Source organism: uncultured Algibacter sp., from assembly GCF_963976535.1.
GTDB lineage: Bacteria > Bacteroidota > Bacteroidia > Flavobacteriales > Flavobacteriaceae > Algibacter_B.
On record NZ_CAXBLF010000028.1, the window covers coordinates 1 to 20,123 of the forward strand.

Consider the following 20,123-nt stretch of genomic DNA (forward strand, 5'->3'; position numbering starts at 1 on the left):
TATGGTTTGTTGCGTGTTTGTGTGCGAGGATTTTCCGAAGGAAAATCAGATGTAAGCAAACAAGCAATGACCTTTAGATTATCCCTAAACAGCAATTTTTTTATACGGATTGTACAACGTTTTTATTCAGTTTGTATGTTAAAATTGATAGCCAATTCGTAAATGTAAATTCACTGCGACATCAGGTTCACTTATTAAAATCACATTGTCTTTTTTAAAGTAATGTAAGTAACCAATTCCAATTCCTGTTTCATACGTGAAATGATTACCAATATTTCTTCTAATACCCCAAGTTGGCACAATTGAAATATCACTAATAAAATTAATGTTGTTTTCATTAGAAATCACAAACCAATCAGGATGATATGTTGTCTTTATTGATATAAAATTTCCACTATTACCATCTATTCTCCTTGATTTACCCTCTCTTTTATTTAGATTATAATACCAACGAGGTTCTAATGTTATTGTCGGAGTAAGTAAAAAACCATCAATTCCATTAACATCACTTCCGTAAATACCTGTATCAAGTCCAATCTCACTTCTCAAAACGAATTGATTTGATAATTTTGATTCATTATGCACCCAAATTCCTAAAAAGCCCGTTTGTATTCCGTACATAGATTTTTCTACACTTGCATTTTGAGATTTAGCGATAAAAGTCAGTCCGCAAAGAGTTAAGGTCAATAAGATTTTTTTCATTCAGTTTAATTTTAGTTCTAAAGTTTAATTTTTAGTCAAATGTTGTAAAATGCAAAGATAAAATTCCGTTTCAATGAACTTTATCGGTTGTTAAACGAAGTTAGCTAATTTTTCTGATAAAGTTAAGCGATGTGCTAAATTGTTATTCCCAATTTGTGGCCGGTTAAAACAATAGACATAATAAAAAAAATTATAGTGAAACAACTAATTAACTTATAGTGTGTTAAAGATAACCTCCTGTTTTTTGGCAGATAACTTTAAAGATATAATAGTCTTTTTGTCAAATTTAGAAATGTCTTCCTTTTCAATTTGAAAATCTATTCTTGTAATAAATCGATTTGATACGTTGGAATGGTCTGATTCAAATTCATCCATATCAGAATTCAATATTAAATTAAAATTCTCGCCTTCTATACTAAGATTAGCACCTTTATTTGTTTTGATTTTAAAAGTGCCTACAACTATAGTTATGACGTAATAATAACCTCCTAATTCTGAAACTTTTGCAAATAGAACATTCTGTTCAGAAACAGCAAATGCCTCTTCATCAACAGATTTAATAATATCTTTAATATAATTATCATCATCAGTTGGCTCCGAGGAACGAGTATTCCCAAAAGCTCCTAAAATCTTATTTAACTTAAATTTCATATCGAAATGATTTTTGTAAAACTAGAATTATAATTATAAAGCACAAAACTATAATCGTAAATCATTTCATTTGATTGTGTTTATTATTGTATGAGGACACATGCGACATACATTTTATGATTTTGCTTTAGTATTAAGTTTTAGTTATGTATGTTTCATATATTTGCATCTTCAAATAAAATTAGAACAATGCAAGACGGATTATACGCAAAATTCAATACAAGTAAAGGAGAAATTCTCGTTGCTTTAGAATTTAAAAAAACACCAGGAACAGTAGGTAACTTTGTAGCTTTAGCAGAAGGAAACCTAGAAAATAATGTAAAACCTCAAGGAACACCATATTATGATGGTTTAAAATTCCATAGAGTTATTCCAGATTTTATGGTTCAAGGTGGTTGCCCACAAGGTTCAGGATCTGGAAATCCAGGATACAAATTTGATGATGAGTTTCATCCAGATTTAAAACACGATGGACCAGGAGTTTTAGCGATGGCAAATGCAGGACCAGGAACTAACGGAAGTCAGTTTTATATAACACACATAGCAACCGATTGGTTAGATAATAAACATACCGTTTTTGGTAAAGTAGAACACGGTCAAGAAGTTGTTGATGCCATTGCACAAGGTGATGCTATTGAAACGATAGAAATCGTGCGTGTTGGGGCTGATGCTGAAGCTTACAACGCCATTGAAGCATTCAGAACTTTTGAAGGTTCAAGAGAAAAAAGAGATGCAGAAGTTAAAGCTGCAGCAAACGCAGAATTAGATAAATTAGCTACAGGTTTTGATAAAACTGAAAGCGGATTGCGTTATCAAATCATCCAGAAAGGTAATGGTGTAAAAGCAGAAAAAGGACAAACGGTTTCTGTACATTATAAAGGTCAATTATCAGACGGAACTGTTTTTGATTCTTCTTATAAACGTAACGAACCTATTGATTTTCCTTTAGGTGTTGGTCAAGTTATTGCTGGATGGGATGAAGGTATTCAATTATTAAAAGTTGGAGATAAAGCGAGACTAGTGATACCAAGTCATTTAGGATATGGTAGTGCTGGTGCTGGAGGTGTTATACCACCTGATGCTACGCTTGTTTTTGATGTTGAGTTAATGGATGTAAAATAGAGTTATTTACGAGAATAAAGTAACAAATATTAGAAATAGAGGCTGTCTGAAAAGTCGATTTTGGAGTAAATTGTCACATTGAGCGCAGTCGAAATGCATTGGAAATCAATATTATAACGTTTTCGACTTACTTCGTAAGCTACCTTCGTTCAAAATTCATTTTGACCTCGTTAATGCTCAAACTGACAACTCGAAAAACTTTTCACACAGCCCCTTCTTTTTGCTTGTCATTTAACTAATTAACCCAATCCAAATGAAGACAAAGACCGTGTTATTTTCTTTATTTTGTATTATTATTTTCGCTAGTTGCTCAAAAAACATTGAGTATACTCCCGAATATATGGAAAGAACCTCTGGACGCTATTTATTAAATCAAGACGAAATTATTGAGGTGTTTTATGATAATGAAAAATTATTTTTAAAATGGAAAGGCGCAGAAAAGATTAAGCCAGTGATTATAGATAATAAGATATTTTATATGGTAGAAATAGATGAAAAAATGCATTTTGTACAGCATCCAGAAACAAAGGCGTATTATTTGTCTAAACTCTCAAAAGAAAATAAAGACATCATTTCTTACGATTATATTAAAGTTGAAGATTCTTTTAAAATCCCTAGTACTTATATAAAACTTAAAGATTATGATAAAGCCCTATTGGGGTATTTAAACATACAAAAACAAGATTCTACAAGTACTATTTTAGAAGAAAGTTATTTTAATAATTTAGGTTATAATTTAATTCGAGAAAAAAAATATGCTGATGCTGTCGGCGTATTTAAAATCAATGTGGCATTATTTCCTAAAAGCTCTAACGTTTATGATAGTTTAGCTGAAGCATATTTGTTATCTGGTGATAGTTTACAGGCATATAATAATTATAAAATGGCTTTTAATTATGATAATGAAAACAATCAAGCTAAAGAATTTGTAAATAAATATGATAGTAAACTTAAGAAATAATTTTACTAGTTCTTACGGATTTACATGAATTTAGCACCTTAATTAAGGTGCTTTTTTTATATTTACTTATGACAGAGCAAGAACTAGAAAAACTTAAATACCCTATCGGTCAATTTGATTGTCCGAATAATATTTCAAAACAGCATATTGAAAGTTGGATTTCTATTTTGGAGCATTTTCCTAACCGCTTAGAAAACCTAGTTAAGGGTTTGTCTAACCAACAACTAGACACACAATACAGACCTGAAGGCTGGACTATTAGGCAAGTTGTTCATCATGTATCAGATAGTCATCATCATAGTTATACGCGCTTTAAATGGGCGTTGACTGAAGAAAAACCTATTATTAAAGCCTATTACGAAGATCGTTGGGCAGAACTTATGGACTCTAAATCAGCCCCAATAGACATGTCTTTAAACCATTTAAGAGCTATTCATTTTAAGTTGGTGTATCTATTAAAAACGTTGTCAGAAGATAATTTAAACAAATGTTTTATTCACCCAGAAACCAATAGCACCATTTTTCTAAGTTATAATGTTGGTAATTATGCGTGGCATAGTAATCATCACTACGCACATATTGAAAGTTTGATGAAACGTAAAGGTTGGCTTTAAATGATAAGACCAGTACATATAAATGATACTCAAGAATTACTTGAGATGTATAATTATTATGTTATAAACACGACGGTCAATTTTGATATTGAACCCTTGTCACTTAAAACATTTTCAGATAAATTAAATCTTATTACTGCAGATTACCCTTTTATTGTCTATGAGGAAGACAATGAAATATTGGGCTACGCCTATGGAAGTAGATTTAGACCAAGGGCAGCTTATAATTACGTTGCAGAGTCAACTGTATATGTGAAGCATACCTCACATGGAAAACAAATAGGGTCAAAATTATATGCTGAATTAATAAGATTGCTCAAAGAAACCAATTTGCATACGGTACTTGGCGTTTTAACAATCCCAAATGAGGCGAGTATTAAATTGCATGAGAAATTTGGATTCGAGCAAGTTGCTAACTTAAAAGAAGTAGGGTTCAAATTTGGTGAATGGCAAAATATTGGTATTTGGCAGTTAAAATTTTAATAAACTACAAGTCTTTCCCTTAGGGAAGGATTTAGGATGGGATTTTCCATTTAATATTACAACCAATACTGGGCTTTTGGGTTTCGGTATTTTTTTTGCCTATAATTAAATAATCTAATGCCTGTCTTAAATCTTTACCTGTAAGCCGTTTGCTATTACCTGGTCTGGAATCATCCAATTGCCCTCTGTAAACAAGTTCTAATTTTTCATCAAAAACATAAAAATCTGGAGTACAGGCTGCATCATAAGCTTTAGCTACTTCTTGGGTTTCATCATATAAGTAAGGAAAAGGGTAACTTTCAGCATGCGCGTGAATTTTCATGTTTTCAGGTGAGTCTTGCGGGTAATTAGCAGCATCATTACTAGAAATAGCAATAAAACCAATCCCTTTTTCCGCGTAAGCGTTAGCCATATTAACTAACTCAGAATTAACATGAATTACAAAAGGGCAGTGGTTACAAATAAACATGATAACTGTACCCAATTCCCCTTTAAGTTTATTAAGACTTAAAACAGTACTTGAAATTGTGTCAGGAAGAGAAAAATCTGGTGCTTTTGTGCCTAATAAAAGCATGTTTGAAGGTGTCATAGCCATACTGAAAAGTTTTATTCAAAGTTCGTTAAAATTTGTATTTTTAAAAAATGGATAAGACAATTACTTTTGAAGATTTTGCTAAAGTTGATTTACGTATAGGAACTATCATTGAGGTTCATGATTTTCCTGAAGCGCGACAGCCTGCTTACCAACTAACTATTGATTTCGGAGAATTAGGTATTAAAAAGTCGTCTGCTCAAATCACAACACTGTATAAAAAAGAAGATTTATTGCAAAGACAGATCGTTGCAGTAGTTAATTTTCCTAATAAGCAAATCGCGAAATTTATGAGTGAATGTTTGATTTTAGGCGCTGTAAAGGGAAGCGATGTTATACTTTTAAACCCCGAAACTAAAGTTAAAAATGGGACACCTGTAAATTGATTTATGCAAGAATTAGATGAGATTCAAATAAATTTTGACAGCAATGAATTATGGGTTTTAAATATAGCACTTGCCGTTGTTATGTTTGGAGTTGCACTTGGAATTTCTTTTGATGTTTTTAACGTTTACATTCATCATGTTTTATTAATAGGGATTACTCATAATATTATAGCTTTATTATTAGGTTTTTTTGTAGCTAAGATGCTTAGGCTGTCATTTAAAAACCAAAAAACTTTAGCAATTGAAACAGGAATCCAAAATTCAGGTTTGCGGTTATTGTTGATTTTCTCCTTTTTTAACGGGTTGGGAGGAATGGCAATTTTAGCTACCTTTTTGGGGATTTGGCATATCATATCTGGGTTGCTATGAGCTTATTTTTGGTCAAGAAAAAAAACGATAAAAATTTGAAACTAATTTGGCTGTATTTTGTAAGAACGTATATAAGCGTTGGGATGTTTTTCTATTTTAGAAGAATAAAAATTTATGATGCCAAAAATGTTCCAAAAAATAAACCTGTTTTATTATTAAGTAATCATCAAAACGCACTTTTAGATGCGCTATTGATTGCTACTAAGTGTGGTAGATTATCTTATTTTTTAACCAGAGCGTCTGTTTTTAATAAACCGGTTGTTGCTAGAATATTGAAAAGCTTACAGATGCTTCCTGTTTACAGAATACGAGATGGTTGGGGGAATTTAGCGAATAACAATGCTATTTTTGAGAACTGCTCAAAACTTTTAAATGATAGTGAATGCATCGTTATATTTCCAGAGGGTAATCATAATCTTATGCGCATGGTAAGGCCTTTAAGTAAAGGGTTTACAAGAATAATACTAGATGCTTTAGAAAACTATCCAGAAATGGATTTACAGCTACTTCCAGTTGGCGTGAATTATACAAATGCTGAAAATTTCCCAGACGGCGCATCAATTTATTTTGGAACTCCTTTAGTAGCAAAGGACTATATTTCTGGAAATAAAAATGAGGATGCAGTTAGTCTTAAAGCTGTAATTCAATCTGAAATATCTCTATTGACTACAAATATTCCAAAAGAAAATTATCAAGAAACTTTAGATGAACTAGAAAGGTTAGATGTCGATTTTTTAAATCCTAAAGCGGTTAATACATGTATAAATTCAAAATTTCAAGACTGTAAATTCCAAGAAGTAAAAAGTAACACTTTTATTAATATTATTTTTAAAGCATTGTTAGTTTGTGCTTTTATTGTTCCTATTTTAGTTTGGAAATTTGTAGCAAAACCAAAAATTAAAGAAATAGAATTTCGATCTACCTTTAGGTTTGCTATAGCTATTACACTTGGCCCATTATGGTTGATGAGTTTGTTTATCGTATTAGTTATTACGCTTGGCTGGGTAGTGGCTGTAGGCTATCTTATAGCTAGTTTATGCGTGGTGTTACTTGCAGTTAAACTATAAAAAAAACCACAACGCTTAGCTGTGGTTTATTTTTATATTGTTTTGAAAATTAATTAGATATCATCAAAACTTATATCAGTAAAGCTTTCAGGAGTTGGGGTTTTTAAGTCCGCTTCAGTAACTTTAGATCCATCATCTTCATATTCTTTTTTGAAATCTTTTTGATGACGCTCACTTATTACTTCATCTCCTTTTTCAGTTATGATGTAATCAGTCATTTCAGCCAAAATCTCTTTAAATTCAGCGAAGTCTTCTTTGTAGATGTATATTTTGTGTTTTTTATAATGAAACGATCCGTCATCATTAGTGAATTTTTTACTCTCAGTAATCGTCAAGTAATAATCTTCAGCTTTTGTCGCTCTTACATCAAAAAAATAGGTTCTTCTACCTGCTCTTAATACTTTTGAAAAAATTTCCTCTTTCTCCATCTTATCATTATACATAATTGAATTGAAATTTAGTTGTCTTATTATAGTATCAAAAATCTAAAAAAAAACGATACTAACCAATAAATTATGAATTTTCTTTTTAAAATATTGAATTTCTTTGCATTTAATTAAATGAAAAATCTCTAGGTACTTATCTATTAAAGATTTATAAATTACTTAGATGTTGTTTCACTAAGTTGTTTTAAGTATAAGTGTTTATAATAGCCATCTACATCAATCAACGTATCATGAGTACCTTGTTGTACAATTTCTCCATCATCTAAAACAATAATTTTATCAGCATTTTTAGCTGAAGACACTCTATGGCTAACAATAATTGATGTTTTTCCGTTTGAAATTTTGTTAAGATTCTTCAAAATTTTCTCTTCGGTTTCAGTATCAACCGCTGATAAGCAATCATCAAGCAATAAAATTTTCGGCGATTTAATAATTGCCCGTGCTATGGACACACGTTGTTTTTGTCCGCCCGATAATGTAATGCCACGTTCTCCTAAAACCGTTTCATAACCTTTGTTAAACTTGATTATGTTTTTGTGTACTTGAGCATTTTTAGCTGCATCAATGACATCATCATCGGTAGCATCTTGTTTCCCAAATTTAATATTGGTTTTTATAGTGTCAGAAAACAAAAAAGCGTCTTGCGGAACGTACCCAATACTATCACGTAAGTCGTTTAAGTTTAAGTTGTTAATTTCTGTGTTATTAATCGTAATAGAGCCTTTGTCAATATCGTAAAGCCTTCCAATTAAATCTAAAATAGTAGATTTTCCAGCCCCTGTTTTTCCTAATATAGCTAAAGTTTCACCTTCTTTAATTTGGAAACTTATATTTTTAAGCGCTTGAATGTTTGTATCATCATAGGTGAAGGTAACGTCTTTAAAAACAATATCTCCTGTGATTTCTGTATGAGTATTTACGTTATTTTTAATCTCAGGTTCAATTTTTAAAAATTCATTGATTCGCTTTTGCGAAGCTTCAGCTTGTTGCACAATAGAAGTTACCCAACCTATAGTTGCTACTGGCCATGTGAGCATATTTACATAAATAATAAACTCAGCAATAGTACCAATACTTTCAATTTCTCCATTAATGTATTGCATGCCACCAAAATAAATAACTAGTAAATTACTTGTTCCAATAAGTAATATCATCATCGGGAAAAACCAAGCTTGTACTTTGGCTAAGTTTATTTGTTTTTCTTTGCTTTCAGCTGCAAGCGATTTAAAATTTACTGAAGTTTGAGGCTCAATACCATATGCTTTTATTACAGAAATTCCACTAAAGGACTCTTGAGTAAATGTTGAAAGCTTGGATAGATATTCTTGCACAATAGTACTTCGTTTATGTATTTCTTTACTTAATTTATAAATAATGACAGACAAGATAGGAAGTGGTACTATGGTATATAAAGTTAATTTTGGTGAAGCATTAATCATATAAATAATAACAATCACAATTAATGCAAAAGTATTAATACTGTACATTAGCGCAGGACCACCATACATACGAACCCTTGAAACATCCTCGGTAATTCGGTTCATTAAATCGCCCGTTCTGTTTTTCTTGTAAAAATTTAGCGATAATTTTTGATACTGCGCATAAATTTCATTTTTCAAATCATACTCAATATACCGTGATACATTTATGATAGTTTGCCTCATAAAAAACGTAAGTACAGCAGCAATAAGAGCAGCGCCAATAATATATAGGATAGCTTCTAATAAATCTGCTCTAAAAACATCTTCGGTGATAGATTTATCATAATACTGTTCAATAGCGACAAATATTTTTTTTACATAACGCGGTGTGTAAAGCAAAAATAAACGAGCCACTATAGTAATAATAGAACCAATTATAAGATGTGTTCTGTATTTAAAAAAGTATTTATTTAAATGCCTTAATTCTTTCATTTAATTTTTAAGTAAGTAGGATAGCAAATATAACTTATTAATAGGGAATGTGATGATTTATGAGGTTTGCAAAGTGTTAAATATCTTTTAAAAAAACACCTCCCTTAATCCCTCCTTATTAGGAGGGAAACTGAAGCTTATGAGTTTCTCCCCCTTGGAGGGGATTAAGGGGTGGACTTTTTATAAAGCTTTTTAATTCCTATTTAATAAGTGGGAAATAAATTATTTGTTTAGTTGATTATATTGAGCTTAGTTTTTAAGTAAGCTAACTGTCAGCCGACTTAATTATAAATTGCGGATATGCTCGCGTTAGGGATAGTAGAGGAAAGCCCACAGCCCGACGTAGGAGGCGCGAGGACTTGGAACGGATAGCCCGACCCTTTCTGGGTAACGCCCAAATAACTTTAATTTTTATTGTTATGTACTAAAATATAGTGTTATTTTTGCGGCACTAAAAATAATGAACAATAGTTTATTTTTTAATTAAAGTTCTTTGTAATGATGCTAAATAGAAGACATATACGTGTAAAAGTCATGCAAACCATGTATGCCTTTAGTGGTAGTGAAAGTGATGATTTTAGTAAAGATCAAAAATTTTTACTCTTCAGTATTGATAATATGTACAATTTGTATTTGTTGTTAATGTCTTTATTAATTGAAGTTCAAAAAAGAGCAGAAAGCAATTTACAAAAGAAACAAAAAAAGCATCTTGCTACTAAAGATGATAAAGATCCCAACAGAAAGTTTGTAAATAATCAGTTATTAAAGTTATTAAAGGATAACAATCAATTAAAAACAAAACTTGAAGCCCATAAGATTACTAATTGGGATTTGGATAATGAATATGTTGATATTATTTTTAAAGCTATTATAGCTAGTGATTTGTATAAAGATTATATGAATACTAGGGTGTCTGGTTTTAAAGAAGATAAAGACTTTATTGTTGATGTTTTTAAAGAGATTATTGCTCCAAACGATAAGCTTTATGATTATATGGAAGATAAAAACATAACTTGGTTAGATGATCTTCCAACGGTTAACACTACAATTTTAAAGTTGCTTAGAAAAGTAAAGGCAAATGCATCTGAAGATTATTTTACGCTAAAATTATATAAGGATATTGATGATAAGCAGTTTGCTATAGATTTATTTAAGAAAACACTTTTAAATCAAACAGTTATTAAAACTGAGATTGATCAGAAAACAAAAAACTGGGATGCAGAGCGTATCGCTAAAGTTGATTATGTGTTGTTGCAAATGGCTATTTGTGAGTTGTCAAACTTCCCCTCAATACCAGTAAAAGTAACTATCAACGAGTATTTAGAAATTTCAAAAGAATATTCAACTCCAAAAAGTAGTATTTTTATTAACGGTATCTTAGATAAGCTCGTTAAAGAATATGAAGCTTCTGGTGAGTTGAACAAAGTGGGGCGAGGTTTAATGTAAACAGTAAGGATAATTACAGATTATACCAAATTTAATCGATTATTTTAAAATTTATTTGGTATTAGTGTTAAGAAAGAAGTAAAATTTTTTTAATCGTTTAAATAATTACTATTTTTGCTCATCAAAAAATATTTAAAACATCTATTATGAAGAAAATAGTATTAGGACTTAGCGCCATCTGCTTAATTGCATTTGTATCTTGTAAAGAAAACGCTGCCAAAAAAATTGACGAAAGTAATATTGCTGCTGCGGCAGAAAGGGATGCGGTAGCATCTAAATTCCCAGTACTTGAGTTTGACAAAAAAGTACACGATTTTGGAGAAATTGAAGCTAAAACAGCAGTAGAAACCATATTTAATTATAAAAATACTGGTGATGCTCCTTTAGTAATAACAGATATTAAAAGTTCTTGTGGCTGTACAGTACCTCAAGACTGGAGTAGATTACCATTAGCACCAGGAGATTCTGGAAAGTTTACAGTTAAATTTAACGGTAGTGGCGCTAATAAAATCAGTAAAACTATAACAGTTACTGCAAATACTGAAAATGGTTCTGAAGTTGTTAAAATAACAGCATTTGTAAAGCCAGATCCTAATAAAAAACTAGCTATTAAACCAGCAGTACAATAAATAAAAATAATGGGAGACGGAGGAATTGGTAGTTTATTGCCATTTGTATTAATGTTTGTTGTTGTGTATTTCTTTATGATTGCACCACAAATGAAACGTGCAAAAAAAGAAAAGAAATTTGCAGCCGAAATAAAACGTGGTGATAAAGTAATTACCAAAAGTGGTTTACACGGTAAAATTTCAGAATTAAATGATAAAGACAACAGTTGTGTTATAGAGACTATGGCTGGAAAACTGAAGTTTGATAGATCAGCCATTTCAATGGAAATGAGCTCTAAGCTTAATGCTCCTGCTGTAGTTAAGAAATAAATCTTTAAATAGAATATAATAAAAAAAAGCTTCCATTAGGAGGCTTTTTTAATTGCTTTAAAAATTGAAATTTATGAAAAACCCATGGCGTTTTTAACAATTTTTGTATTTATCATGTAAGCCAACGCCTTGTATAATCATAGGTATGATTTTCTCAAGTCGAGTTTGTTTTGTAGTCTCCCGTTTAGCTATGTCTATATACTCACAATACTCACGTTGTTTATAAGGTGATAAGTTATCAAACGCTAGTTTTAATTTATTATTTGATGTTAAAATAGCTTTAAGTGCTTCGGGAATAATAGTTTTCTTTTTAGTGCGCTCAGGTTTAATTTCTTTACCCAATTTTTGATTTTCAATGGCTTCCTTTACATATAACAAAACTAGGTTTTTGTCTATATCTTCAATAGTTTTGAAACGCATTTGTCTTAAGGCTTTAGTTTTGTTTTCTTGAGCGTTAACTAATAGCTTATGTTCATCTTTCAGAAAAACACCATTAAAAAACCAAATTCCAAAATGCTTTTTAAAAGCACCCAGTCCTAAAACATTCTTTCCATTAACAGTATAAACAGGCGCACTCCATTTTACAGTTTCTCCCACATCTGTAGAATTTATAATAGCTCTAAGAAGTGTCAAAGCTTCTCCAAAATTTTGGTGTTCTTCAATGTATTCTTCTACTGAATAAATCTTTTTCATCTGTTTAAATTATTTTTTATATAGGCAAGATGTAATTTACTATTTATACAAGTTTAACATCAAAATATACTGTTCTATAATTAAAAGCCAATAATATAACTATTTGTTACCTTGAACGCAGTCGAAAGGTCTCAAACTGAAAATGATATAGATTTCGACTACGCTCAACCTGACATAAGAATAAAAATAACTAGTTTCTTAAATTCATCATTCAATCTTTATTTGATATTTACTCAAAAGACCATCAACAGATTGTAAAGAAAACCTAGCGCCTTTAATCCTGTTGTTTTCTGGGTCTATGGTGAAATTTTTAGAATTCCTAAAATCAACTTTCTCTAAATTAGTATTTAGAAAAGTAGCATTAAGCAAATCACAATCATTAAAAATAGATAAACTTAAATCACATTCAGTAAAATCTACGCTCTGCATTTTAGATTGTTTAAATACTGTTTTAGCTATGTTCTTTCGATAAAAAGAAGCGTGATTTAATTGGCAATTATCAATTTTTATTTCAAATGCAAAATCATTGCTTTTTTCAAAATCTAGTCCAAGCATTTTACAATCTTTAAATAATACATTTTGAAAGCCAGTTTCATAAATATTCGCTGAACTCAAATTACAATCGAAAAACTCACAATCAACAAAACGTGTATTCGACAAATCAGAATTTGAGAAATCACAATTTGTAAAAGTACATAACTCATAATCACCTTTTTCAAATTGGTATTTAGAGAACGTCTTATTTTCGAATGTTTCTTCTTCGATAAAGTTTTGTGCCATCAAGTTTTTATTTTATACCAATTTAAATAGAAAATGTCGTGTCAAAGCCAATGTTATTTGGAAATCTAAAAACGCTGTGATTAAATTGCATAGCAAGGTTACGGAATTTATGAACAAGGCATTTAGATTTTAAAAGAACGCGGCGACATGGAACATTTTGTGTTTAAATTGGTATTATTACCTCAATATAAATATAATTAAAATAATCCTGTAATCTCTCCATTTTCATCAATGTCAATATGCTCTGATGACGGATGTGCGGGTAACCCAGGCATACGCATAATATCTCCAGTAATAGGAATTAAAAAGCCTGCTCCCGATGCAATTTCAATTTCTCTAACGGTTATGATAAAATCTTTAGGACGACCAAGAAGTTTAGGATTATCAGATAACGACTTTTGTGTTTTTGCGATACAAACTGGAAGATGATCTAAACCTAGCTTGGTAATTTTATTCAATTGGGCTTTCGCTATTGCGGTATAATCTACGTGTTCCGCACCATATATTTCAGTGGCAATTGTAGCAATTTTATCTTTCACACTAGATTCCCATTTGTATAATGGTTTAAAGTCCGATTTGTTTTCTTCCACCACTTCTATAACCTGTTTTGCTAATTCTAAAGCACCTTCACCACCTTCTCCCCAAACATTAGCTAAGGCAACCCTAATGCCTTTAGATTTCGCAAATTTAAGAATCAAGTCAATTTCTGCATCACTATCAGAAGCGAATTTATTTATAGCTATTATGGGGGCAACATTAAATTTGCCAATATTTTCCAGATGCTTTTCTAAATTAGGTAGCCCTTTCTCTAAAGCTTCTAAATTTGGTTCAGTAAGCGATTTTAAATCAGCACCGCCATGATATTTCAAGGCGCGAATAGTCGTGGTAAGTACTACTGCTTTTGGTTTTAAGCCTGCGCTTTGGCATTTAATATCAAAGAACTTTTCAGCACCTAAATCAAAACCAAAACCAGCCTCCGTAACAGTATATTCAGAATGGGTCATACCCATTAATGTGGCAATTACCGAGTTTGTTCCTTGAGCAATATTAGCAAAAGGCCCGCCATGGATTATGGCTGGATTTCCTTCTATAGTTTGCACCAAATTGGGTTTTATGGCATCTTTCATAAGCGTAGTCATGGCGCCTTGAGCTTTTAAATCACGAGCGTAAACAGGTACTTTGTCAAAAGTATAACCAACAAAAATATTACCTAAGCGTTCTTTTAAATCCATTAAATTTTCGGCTAAACAAAGAATCGCCATGATTTCAGAAGCTGCAGTAATATCAAATCCGGTTTCTCTAGGAACACCAGATGTTGTTCCGCCTAAACCCACAATTACGTGTCTTAATGCTCTGTCATTTAAATCTACCACACGTTTCCAGCTAATCGTTCTAGGGTCAATATGTAAAGAGTTTGTTTTACTTTGAATATTATTATCAATTATGGCAGCCAATAAATTATGAGCCTTTTCTATAGCCGAAAAATCACCCGTAAAATGTAGATTTATATCTTCCATTGGTAATACTTGAGAATAACCTCCTCCAGTAGCGCCACCTTTAATTCCAAAAACAGGACCTAATGATGGTTCTCTCAAAACCACGGTAGTCTTTTTATTTAAACGATTTAAACCTTCAGACAAGCCAATAGACATGGTTGTTTTTCCTTCACCTGCTGGTGTGGGCGAAATAGCAGAAACCAGTATAAGGTTGCTCTTGTTAGCATTATCTTTATCAATATAGTTTAGCGGTAATTTCGCTTTATACTTTCCATACATCTCAATGTTATTACTATCAACACCAAATTTTTTAGCAATTTCAGTTATTGGCTCAAGTGTTACAGTTTTTGCAATTTGTAAATCAGTCATAAAACATTAATTTTAATTATAGGAATATTAACGATTTTTAAAAGTATGAAATTTAGATTTCAGAAATCGTGATTTTTATCATATACTAGAGTTTCGTTTTATTAGAATACAAATCTTAAAAAAAATTATTTGGGCGTTACCACAAGGGTCGCGCTTTCACTACTCAATCTTTTTAAAACGCCATTACTATGGAGGTTACAACTGTGGCAATCTGTTTAACTTTAGTTCTTATCAAACCAAGTACATTTAATTTTTTAAAAAGGATTTCAAACAGGCCGTTCAATCGCTAACGCAACTGTCTGCTAAGTACATAGTAGACCTCTAAATTGCCGATGTATTTAATTAAAACAGGTTGTTTTTTTGAAGTTCGTTTGACGGTCTCAGCTATGAGTAGTTGGGAGAACAAGCAATTACTTATAGCCATTGTGGTGTCGTTTTTATTTTTCGCTCAGTCTTTCGGTTTAGAAATCAGATTATCCAATTCCAAATATTTCTCTTTCATAAGACTCAATGCAAAAGCTCCGGCAGAAGCACTAAAAACAGAATAATCAAACGCTCCTTTTATTCCGGTTGAAAAAGTCATTGACAAAGCAAATACTAACAGTAGAAATCCGCTTAATTTTGCGAACAGTTCCGTTTTAAATCCTATTATTAAGAAAATCGCAACAGCAATTTCGGCTACAGTTGCTAAAATTCCGATTGTTGGGATTAGTGAATTGGGAATCCAAGGATTTATCATTTGGGTATAACTCAAGAAATTATCCCAATTCCCCCAAACAGAAACGTCTTTGCTCCAAATTCCAAATCTGTCGGCTACTGCTGATAAAAATCCCAGTGAAATTGCAAATCGCAAAAAGAGTTTAATAATTTTAGTATTCATATTTTTTACTTTTCGTTTCTAATTTAAGCAGAGTTTGGTCAAATGCTCCACAACTGTTCCACCGATAAAAAAGCGTTTCAGTGTTTTTTATCAAGCGTCAAACGAAGTTATCGTTTTTTTCTGACAAACTCAAGTAGATATATAGACTAATTTTAAGTTGCGTTGTAAGTTTCTAAACACCGTTCTCTAGCAAATTTATGTTCCACAATAGATTGTGGGTAAGTCAATTCTTGAAAATCTGGAACCCATGTTTAATAAAATTTAAATGCCTCTAAAAAATGTTTTCCCAAATAGTCGCATGGAAAGATGATATCATTAGGTCGCAGCCGAAAGTTCACGATGTGGATATTCACTTGACCTTTTTTGAAAAGAGGTGATTTTTGGGTTTTGAATAATTCCATCTTTAATTTCAATAGCTCGCCGGATGGTTTCACTTTCTTCCCATCTTTCAGGGCCACCCATGATGATGGGCAAATAAGGAGTCAGGTTGTTAGATATTTCCCAGCTAGCGGCGTTCCATAGATATGAAGGCGAATGATCTACGGCATAATAAAACACCTTTTCTACTTTAAATATGGGTGCTTCAAAACTGGTAGGTTTGGCAAAGGAAAAGCCCATACCTTCGTCACAACTGATATCCACAATTAGGCAACCTGGTTTCAGTCGATCATTTTGATCTTCCGGTACCAACATCAAAGGGTGATCAGTATCTTGGAGCATACCATTCACAATAATATCTACATCAATCAATTCTTCAATAAATGGACTGGATTGATGGTCGGGATGCAGAGACATCAAATTACCTTTTTCGTCTTCATCGAATTGATAATAATTGACTCCTGCCATTTGATCGGCTATTAGGAAATAATTTCGTTGGGTAAAAACTGTAATGTCATTTACACCCCTAGCTTGTAATGCCCGTATGGCACCTCTACTTACCGAACCGAAACTAATGACTACTGCTTTACGAGTTGGCCCATAATTTCCATCGATTCCTATCAGATTCATAGCATGATGTACACCGGCATATCCTGCGATTTCATTATTGTTATGAAAGATATGTAATTGCCAATCGCCGTGACGTGACCAACGATGCATGGCTTCCCATGCAATTAGCGTCAGCTTTTTATCAATAGCCGTTTGAGTAATACCCCTTTGCTGCACGCAGTGTGGCCAGCCCCAATGTATAGTTCCCGCTTTCATGTCATCAAAATCTTCTTGTACAGGTTTTGCTAATAAAGCAATATCACAGCGCTGAAATAGCTCGGCTCGACTAAGCACACCAGCGCTCAATGCAGTTAATTCTGAGTCATTCATTCCAAAAGGTAAGCCATAACCCGCTTCAAAAAACAAATGACTTCTGATTTCTAGATCTATCCAATCCAATTGATCTGGATGAATTGGTACTCTTTTTTCTTGTTTTTTTCTTGAAGTTCCGAAAACACCGACAGTTAGTAAACCCATTTATTTTTGTTTTTAATTCTTAAGTCATATTATTCTTAATAAGCGCATAAACAATGATGTCAAATTACTTAGCATGAATGATATAAAGATAAGAAATAAAGGGGTCTCAATAGTTTTTACATCCACAATTTAAATAGAAATATTCAGCGATTAGATTTTAATCATCACCAGAAATATTTGACCAATAACATAAATTAAATACCTTCGTAGTTGTTAAACGTAATTATCGTTTTATCTGATAAAAACAAGAAGACATGTGGACTAATTCAAAGCAGCCTTATAAGTTTCTAAACACCGTTCTCTAGCAAACTTATGGTCTACAATAGGCAGTGGATAAGTCAATTCTTGAAAATCTGGAACCCATTGTTTAATGTAGTTTAAGTCCTTATCAAATTTTTGAATTTGTGTTGTAGGATTAAAAATTCTAAAATAAGGTGCTGCATCAACACCACATCCAGCAACCCATTGCCAATTACCTACATTGCTCGCCATGTCGTAATCATGTAATTTTTCTGCGAAATAGGCTTCACCCCATCTCCAGTCAATCAACAAATGTTTGCATAAAAAACTCCCCACAAGCATGCGCACACGGTTGTGCATAAACCCAGTTTCGTTTAGTTGCCGCATACCAGCATCAACCAATGGGTAACCCGTTTTGCCTTCGCACCAGGCTTTATATTCATTTTCATTATTGCGCCACTCAATTCTATCGTATTTAGTTTTAAAACTGTCGTTTTGAGTATGTGGAAAGTGCCAAAGAATTTGCGTAAAAAATTCACGCCAAATCAGTTCTTGCCAAAATATGTCATTCTTTTCAGCAATAGCTTTTTTAACTATTTTTCTAATACTTACGGTTCCAAAACGTAAATGCGGACCTAATTTTGAGGTGCTATCTTGCGAAGGGAAGTTTCTAGTAGCTTCATAATTCTGAATTAAACTAGGCGTAACTAAATAGGGTTTTATCTCTTGGTGAGATTTTATAAAACCGATATCTGATAAGCTTAAATGAGGTAAATCAGTATTCGAAATTAAATTTTTTAATATTAATTCTGATGGAAAAGATTTAAAATCAAGGGTTCTAAAGGTAGCCTTCCAAAGTTTCATATAAGGCGTATAAACCATATAAGGCGTACCGTCACCTTTAACTATGTCATCTTTTTCAAAAACAACTTGATCTTTAAAAGTTTTTAATTCAATATGATTGTCATTCAAAAAAGAGGCAACTTTTTCATCACGCGTTTTAGCATAAGGTTCATAATCATGATTTGTATATACCGAACCAATATCATAGGTGTCCACTAAATTTTTAAAAATGTCTAATGGTTTTCCATGAAATAGGGCCATACTACTATGATGTTTCTTTTGTAACGTAGATTGCATGTTTTGGAGTGTTTGGTGAATAAAAGTAACACGCGCATCATCTTCAGGAAGTTTGTCTAAAATTTCAGAATCAAAAATAAAAATGGGTAATACAGGATTATCACCTTTTAAGGCCTCATATAAACCAACGTTATCAATTAATCTTAAATCGCGTCGAAACCAATAAATAGTTAACGGTTGTTTCATTAAATGTTTTGATTTTTTCATTTCCGCGAAGGCGGAAATCTCATTTTACTTTATAAACTCCAAAAAGTGTTTCTAATTTCTTCGTTCTGTAGTTAAAAATTTCTTCCAATTTAGGTTTTACTAAAATAGGATGCACTAATTGCCCAAGCCAACCAAAAGGTACTTTGTAATCAATAATATCTTCCATTTCAACACCGCCATCAATTTCTTTTATAAAATGCTTATGGTGCCATAACGCATAAGGACCATACCGTTGTTCGTCAACAAAATAATGTTTGTCTACACTATGGGTTATTTCTGTAACCCATTTGGTTTTTATACCTAAAACGGGCGTTACTAAATATTGAATTATTTGACCAGCAAACATGGGTCTATCTGCTCCAGATAGAATATTAAATCCCATATATTCAGGAGTTATAATTTTTAAGTTTTTTGGATTTGATAGAAAACCCCAAGCTTGATCTAAGGTAATTGGTAAATTCTGTTTTTTATGAAGTGTATATATTTTCATTAATAGCGTTTTTTTTATTCCTTTGAAGAAGGGAATCTGGATAATTTAATTATGAATGAGTATGTAACCATTTAAGGACGTTGCAATGCAAAGCCAAATTAAATAGGGCAGTATCAAAAGTGTTTTTAAGCCCATGTCCTTTTTAAACGAAAAAGTGAAAACAGCCACAATAAAAGTGAGCAATAATATTATTGTAAAACCAAAACCAACAAAGTGTTGATTAAAAAAAACATAGTTCCATATCACATTAAGTACGAATTGAATAGTAAATAATATGACAACCTTAGTGGTAGGCTTTAGTTTATATAAAAACGCCATATATAGTGAAAAACACAACATTATGGTTGTCCAAGCAACACCAAAAACCCAACCAGGAGGTGTCCAAGGCGCTTGGTTTAGATTGATGTACCATTCAGTTTGTGGACCATTATCCATAAGCCAGCTTCCAATTGCTAATGCACCAAAATTTATAACCAAGAATATAACAATATACTTAAGCAACTTCATTTTTTAAGGCATTTATTTGTTCTGCAACTAATTGAGCTTCAACGTATTTTTGATCGCTAGCAGATCTGTTAATAGTTGATAACTCATGCCATTCTTGCATTAGTTTTTTAAACTTTGCTTCTAGTTTTTCTTTTTTAGATTTCTTTTTAAATAATCCGAACATAGCT

General features: G+C 32.0%; 24 protein-coding genes. 10 read left to right on the forward strand and 14 right to left on the reverse strand.

The genetic code is table 11. The features are described 5' to 3' along the window. Positions 1 to 138 precede the first annotated feature (138 nt). Together AAC024_RS09190 and AAC024_RS09195 are read right to left on the reverse strand one after the other, a co-directional pair. Complete coding sequence (locus AAC024_RS09190) at positions 139 to 702, reverse strand: hypothetical protein (protein WP_339895042.1); 564 nt, start codon at positions 700 to 702, stop codon at positions 139 to 141. A 213-nt stretch (positions 703 to 915) separates the two neighbouring features. After that, positions 916 to 1,353 (reverse strand): hypothetical protein, encoded by a 438-nt coding sequence (locus AAC024_RS09195; RefSeq protein ID WP_339895043.1) that lies wholly within the window; start codon positions 1,351 to 1,353, stop codon positions 916 to 918. Between the two features lie 189 nt (positions 1,354 to 1,542). On the opposite strand from AAC024_RS09195, the gene AAC024_RS09200 reads away from it, so the two are divergent. The 4 genes from AAC024_RS09200 to AAC024_RS09215 all read left to right on the forward strand — a co-directional run bounded on the left by AAC024_RS09200 (position 1,543) and on the right by AAC024_RS09215 (position 4,533). After that, positions 1,543 to 2,475 carry a peptidylprolyl isomerase gene (locus AAC024_RS09200; RefSeq protein WP_339895044.1) on the forward strand — a complete coding sequence of 311 codons (933 nt, stop codon included), beginning with the start codon at positions 1,543 to 1,545 and terminating at the stop codon, positions 2,473 to 2,475. Positions 2,476 to 2,728: 253 nt separating this feature from the next. Further along, positions 2,729 to 3,436, forward strand: a complete 708-nt coding sequence (locus AAC024_RS09205; RefSeq protein ID WP_339895046.1) for a tetratricopeptide repeat protein — start codon at positions 2,729 to 2,731, stop codon at positions 3,434 to 3,436. A 68-nt stretch (positions 3,437 to 3,504) separates the two neighbouring features. Beyond that, on the forward strand, positions 3,505 to 4,050 hold the full coding sequence (locus AAC024_RS09210; RefSeq protein WP_339895048.1) for a YfiT family bacillithiol transferase: 546 nt from the start codon (positions 3,505 to 3,507) through the stop codon (positions 4,048 to 4,050). Further along, positions 4,051 to 4,533, forward strand: coding sequence for an N-acetyltransferase family protein (locus AAC024_RS09215; RefSeq protein WP_339895050.1), 483 nt, complete (start codon positions 4,051 to 4,053; stop codon positions 4,531 to 4,533). It abuts the gene before it with no gap. 31 nt (positions 4,534 to 4,564) lie between these two features. Here AAC024_RS09215 and AAC024_RS09220 read toward each other — a convergent pair whose 3' ends face one another. After that, positions 4,565 to 5,128, reverse strand: a complete 564-nt coding sequence (locus tag AAC024_RS09220) for a thioredoxin family protein (protein WP_339895052.1) — start codon at positions 5,126 to 5,128, stop codon at positions 4,565 to 4,567. 47 nt (positions 5,129 to 5,175) lie between these two features. Here AAC024_RS09220 and AAC024_RS09225 point away from each other — a divergent pair, with 47 nt between their 5' ends. Genes AAC024_RS09225 through AAC024_RS09235 form a run of 3 tightly spaced genes read left to right on the forward strand, consistent with a single transcriptional unit; the run spans position 5,176 to position 6,947 of the window. Further along, positions 5,176 to 5,511, forward strand: coding sequence for a tRNA-binding protein (locus AAC024_RS09225; protein ID WP_339895054.1), 336 nt, complete (start codon positions 5,176 to 5,178; stop codon positions 5,509 to 5,511). A 3-nt stretch (positions 5,512 to 5,514) separates the two neighbouring features. Continuing rightward, complete coding sequence (locus AAC024_RS09230; protein WP_339895055.1) at positions 5,515 to 5,880, forward strand: hypothetical protein; 366 nt, start codon at positions 5,515 to 5,517, stop codon at positions 5,878 to 5,880. 35 nt (positions 5,881 to 5,915) lie between these two features. After that, the gene (locus AAC024_RS09235; RefSeq protein ID WP_339895056.1) at positions 5,916 to 6,947 is read left to right on the forward strand and encodes a lysophospholipid acyltransferase family protein; all 1,032 of its coding nucleotides are present in this window, start codon (positions 5,916 to 5,918) and stop codon (positions 6,945 to 6,947) included. Positions 6,948 to 7,000: 53 nt separating this feature from the next. On the opposite strand, the gene AAC024_RS09240 is transcribed toward AAC024_RS09235, so the two are convergent. Continuing rightward, positions 7,001 to 7,390 carry a PUR family DNA/RNA-binding protein gene (locus tag AAC024_RS09240; protein ID WP_339895057.1) on the reverse strand — a complete coding sequence of 130 codons (390 nt, stop codon included), beginning with the start codon at positions 7,388 to 7,390 and terminating at the stop codon, positions 7,001 to 7,003. Positions 7,391 to 7,548: 158 nt separating this feature from the next. Beyond that, the gene (locus AAC024_RS09245; protein WP_339895058.1) at positions 7,549 to 9,306 is read right to left on the reverse strand and encodes an ABC transporter ATP-binding protein; all 1,758 of its coding nucleotides are present in this window, start codon (positions 9,304 to 9,306) and stop codon (positions 7,549 to 7,551) included. 498 nt (positions 9,307 to 9,804) lie between these two features. On the opposite strand from AAC024_RS09245, the gene nusB reads away from it, so the two are divergent. The 3 genes from nusB (at position 9,805) to yajC (ending at position 11,690) form a co-directional block, all read left to right on the forward strand. Then, the gene (gene nusB, locus AAC024_RS09250) at positions 9,805 to 10,752 is read left to right on the forward strand and encodes a transcription antitermination factor NusB (RefSeq protein WP_339895060.1); all 948 of its coding nucleotides are present in this window, start codon (positions 9,805 to 9,807) and stop codon (positions 10,750 to 10,752) included. A gap of 146 nt (positions 10,753 to 10,898) precedes the next feature. Then, positions 10,899 to 11,381, forward strand: a complete 483-nt coding sequence (locus AAC024_RS09255) for a DUF1573 domain-containing protein (protein WP_339895061.1) — start codon at positions 10,899 to 10,901, stop codon at positions 11,379 to 11,381. 9 nt (positions 11,382 to 11,390) lie between these two features. Continuing rightward, positions 11,391 to 11,690 (forward strand): preprotein translocase subunit YajC, encoded by a 300-nt coding sequence (yajC, locus tag AAC024_RS09260; protein WP_339895063.1) that lies wholly within the window; start codon positions 11,391 to 11,393, stop codon positions 11,688 to 11,690. A gap of 93 nt (positions 11,691 to 11,783) precedes the next feature. Here the strand turns inward: yajC and AAC024_RS09265 are convergent, their stop codons facing one another. From AAC024_RS09265 to AAC024_RS09305, 9 genes are all read right to left on the reverse strand, one after another. After that, entirely contained in the window at positions 11,784 to 12,383 is a 600-nt protein-coding gene (locus tag AAC024_RS09265) for a DUF1801 domain-containing protein (RefSeq protein ID WP_339895065.1), read from the reverse strand. Between the two features lie 207 nt (positions 12,384 to 12,590). Continuing rightward, the gene (locus AAC024_RS09270) at positions 12,591 to 13,163 is read right to left on the reverse strand and encodes a pentapeptide repeat-containing protein (RefSeq protein WP_339895067.1); all 573 of its coding nucleotides are present in this window, start codon (positions 13,161 to 13,163) and stop codon (positions 12,591 to 12,593) included. 197 nt (positions 13,164 to 13,360) lie between these two features. Further along, the gene (locus AAC024_RS09275) at positions 13,361 to 15,028 is read right to left on the reverse strand and encodes a formate--tetrahydrofolate ligase (protein WP_339895069.1); all 1,668 of its coding nucleotides are present in this window, start codon (positions 15,026 to 15,028) and stop codon (positions 13,361 to 13,363) included. 448 nt (positions 15,029 to 15,476) lie between these two features. Further along, the gene (locus tag AAC024_RS09280) at positions 15,477 to 15,908 is read right to left on the reverse strand and encodes a DoxX family protein (RefSeq protein WP_339895070.1); all 432 of its coding nucleotides are present in this window, start codon (positions 15,906 to 15,908) and stop codon (positions 15,477 to 15,479) included. Between the two features lie 315 nt (positions 15,909 to 16,223). Next, positions 16,224 to 17,372: a N(5)-(carboxyethyl)ornithine synthase gene (locus AAC024_RS09285; RefSeq protein ID WP_339895072.1), complete on the reverse strand. Its 1,149-nt coding sequence runs from the start codon at positions 17,370 to 17,372 to the stop codon at positions 16,224 to 16,226. A gap of 261 nt (positions 17,373 to 17,633) precedes the next feature. After that, positions 17,634 to 18,938 carry a deoxyribodipyrimidine photo-lyase gene (locus tag AAC024_RS09290; RefSeq protein WP_339895074.1) on the reverse strand — a complete coding sequence of 435 codons (1,305 nt, stop codon included), beginning with the start codon at positions 18,936 to 18,938 and terminating at the stop codon, positions 17,634 to 17,636. Positions 18,939 to 18,978: 40 nt separating this feature from the next. Next, on the reverse strand, positions 18,979 to 19,449 hold the full coding sequence (locus AAC024_RS09295) for an SRPBCC family protein (protein ID WP_339895076.1): 471 nt from the start codon (positions 19,447 to 19,449) through the stop codon (positions 18,979 to 18,981). Positions 19,450 to 19,494: 45 nt separating this feature from the next. Then, positions 19,495 to 19,956: a TspO/MBR family protein gene (locus AAC024_RS09300; RefSeq protein ID WP_339895078.1), complete on the reverse strand. Its 462-nt coding sequence runs from the start codon at positions 19,954 to 19,956 to the stop codon at positions 19,495 to 19,497. Continuing rightward, positions 19,943 to 20,119: a Lacal_2735 family protein gene (locus tag AAC024_RS09305; RefSeq protein ID WP_339895079.1), complete on the reverse strand. Its 177-nt coding sequence runs from the start codon at positions 20,117 to 20,119 to the stop codon at positions 19,943 to 19,945. The genes AAC024_RS09300 and AAC024_RS09305 overlap by 14 nt, the downstream gene beginning before the upstream one ends. Positions 20,120 to 20,123 lie beyond the last annotated feature (4 nt).

Coding starts and splice junctions, on each gene's coding strand:
- AAC024_RS09205 (WP_339895046.1), top strand. CDS start 2,729: ATGAAGACAAAGACCGTGTTATTTTCTTTATTTTGTATTATTATTTTC.
- AAC024_RS09285 (WP_339895072.1), bottom strand. CDS start 17,372: ATGGGTTTACTAACTGTCGGTGTTTTCGGAACTTCAAGAAAAAAACAA.
- AAC024_RS09230 (WP_339895055.1), top strand. CDS start 5,515: ATGCAAGAATTAGATGAGATTCAAATAAATTTTGACAGCAATGAATTA.
- AAC024_RS09300 (WP_339895078.1), bottom strand. CDS start 19,956: ATGAAGTTGCTTAAGTATATTGTTATATTCTTGGTTATAAATTTTGGT.
- AAC024_RS09295 (WP_339895076.1), bottom strand. CDS start 19,449: ATGAAAATATATACACTTCATAAAAAACAGAATTTACCAATTACCTTA.
- AAC024_RS09290 (WP_339895074.1), bottom strand. CDS start 18,938: ATGAAACAACCGTTAACTATTTATTGGTTTCGACGCGATTTAAGATTA.
- AAC024_RS09275 (WP_339895069.1), bottom strand. CDS start 15,028: ATGACTGATTTACAAATTGCAAAAACTGTAACACTTGAGCCAATAACT.
- AAC024_RS09190 (WP_339895042.1), bottom strand. CDS start 702: ATGAAAAAAATCTTATTGACCTTAACTCTTTGCGGACTGACTTTTATC.
- AAC024_RS09270 (WP_339895067.1), bottom strand. CDS start 13,163: ATGGCACAAAACTTTATCGAAGAAGAAACATTCGAAAATAAGACGTTC.
- AAC024_RS09305 (WP_339895079.1), bottom strand. CDS start 20,119: ATGTTCGGATTATTTAAAAAGAAATCTAAAAAAGAAAAACTAGAAGCA.
- AAC024_RS09245 (WP_339895058.1), bottom strand. CDS start 9,306: ATGAAAGAATTAAGGCATTTAAATAAATACTTTTTTAAATACAGAACA.
- AAC024_RS09225 (WP_339895054.1), top strand. CDS start 5,176: ATGGATAAGACAATTACTTTTGAAGATTTTGCTAAAGTTGATTTACGT.
- nusB (WP_339895060.1), top strand. CDS start 9,805: ATGATGCTAAATAGAAGACATATACGTGTAAAAGTCATGCAAACCATG.
- AAC024_RS09195 (WP_339895043.1), bottom strand. CDS start 1,353: ATGAAATTTAAGTTAAATAAGATTTTAGGAGCTTTTGGGAATACTCGT.
- AAC024_RS09280 (WP_339895070.1), bottom strand. CDS start 15,908: ATGAATACTAAAATTATTAAACTCTTTTTGCGATTTGCAATTTCACTG.
- AAC024_RS09215 (WP_339895050.1), top strand. CDS start 4,051: ATGATAAGACCAGTACATATAAATGATACTCAAGAATTACTTGAGATG.
- yajC (WP_339895063.1), top strand. CDS start 11,391: ATGGGAGACGGAGGAATTGGTAGTTTATTGCCATTTGTATTAATGTTT.
- AAC024_RS09265 (WP_339895065.1), bottom strand. CDS start 12,383: ATGAAAAAGATTTATTCAGTAGAAGAATACATTGAAGAACACCAAAAT.
- AAC024_RS09200 (WP_339895044.1), top strand. CDS start 1,543: ATGCAAGACGGATTATACGCAAAATTCAATACAAGTAAAGGAGAAATT.
- AAC024_RS09240 (WP_339895057.1), bottom strand. CDS start 7,390: ATGTATAATGATAAGATGGAGAAAGAGGAAATTTTTTCAAAAGTATTA.
- AAC024_RS09210 (WP_339895048.1), top strand. CDS start 3,505: ATGACAGAGCAAGAACTAGAAAAACTTAAATACCCTATCGGTCAATTT.
- AAC024_RS09220 (WP_339895052.1), bottom strand. CDS start 5,128: ATGGCTATGACACCTTCAAACATGCTTTTATTAGGCACAAAAGCACCA.
- AAC024_RS09255 (WP_339895061.1), top strand. CDS start 10,899: ATGAAGAAAATAGTATTAGGACTTAGCGCCATCTGCTTAATTGCATTT.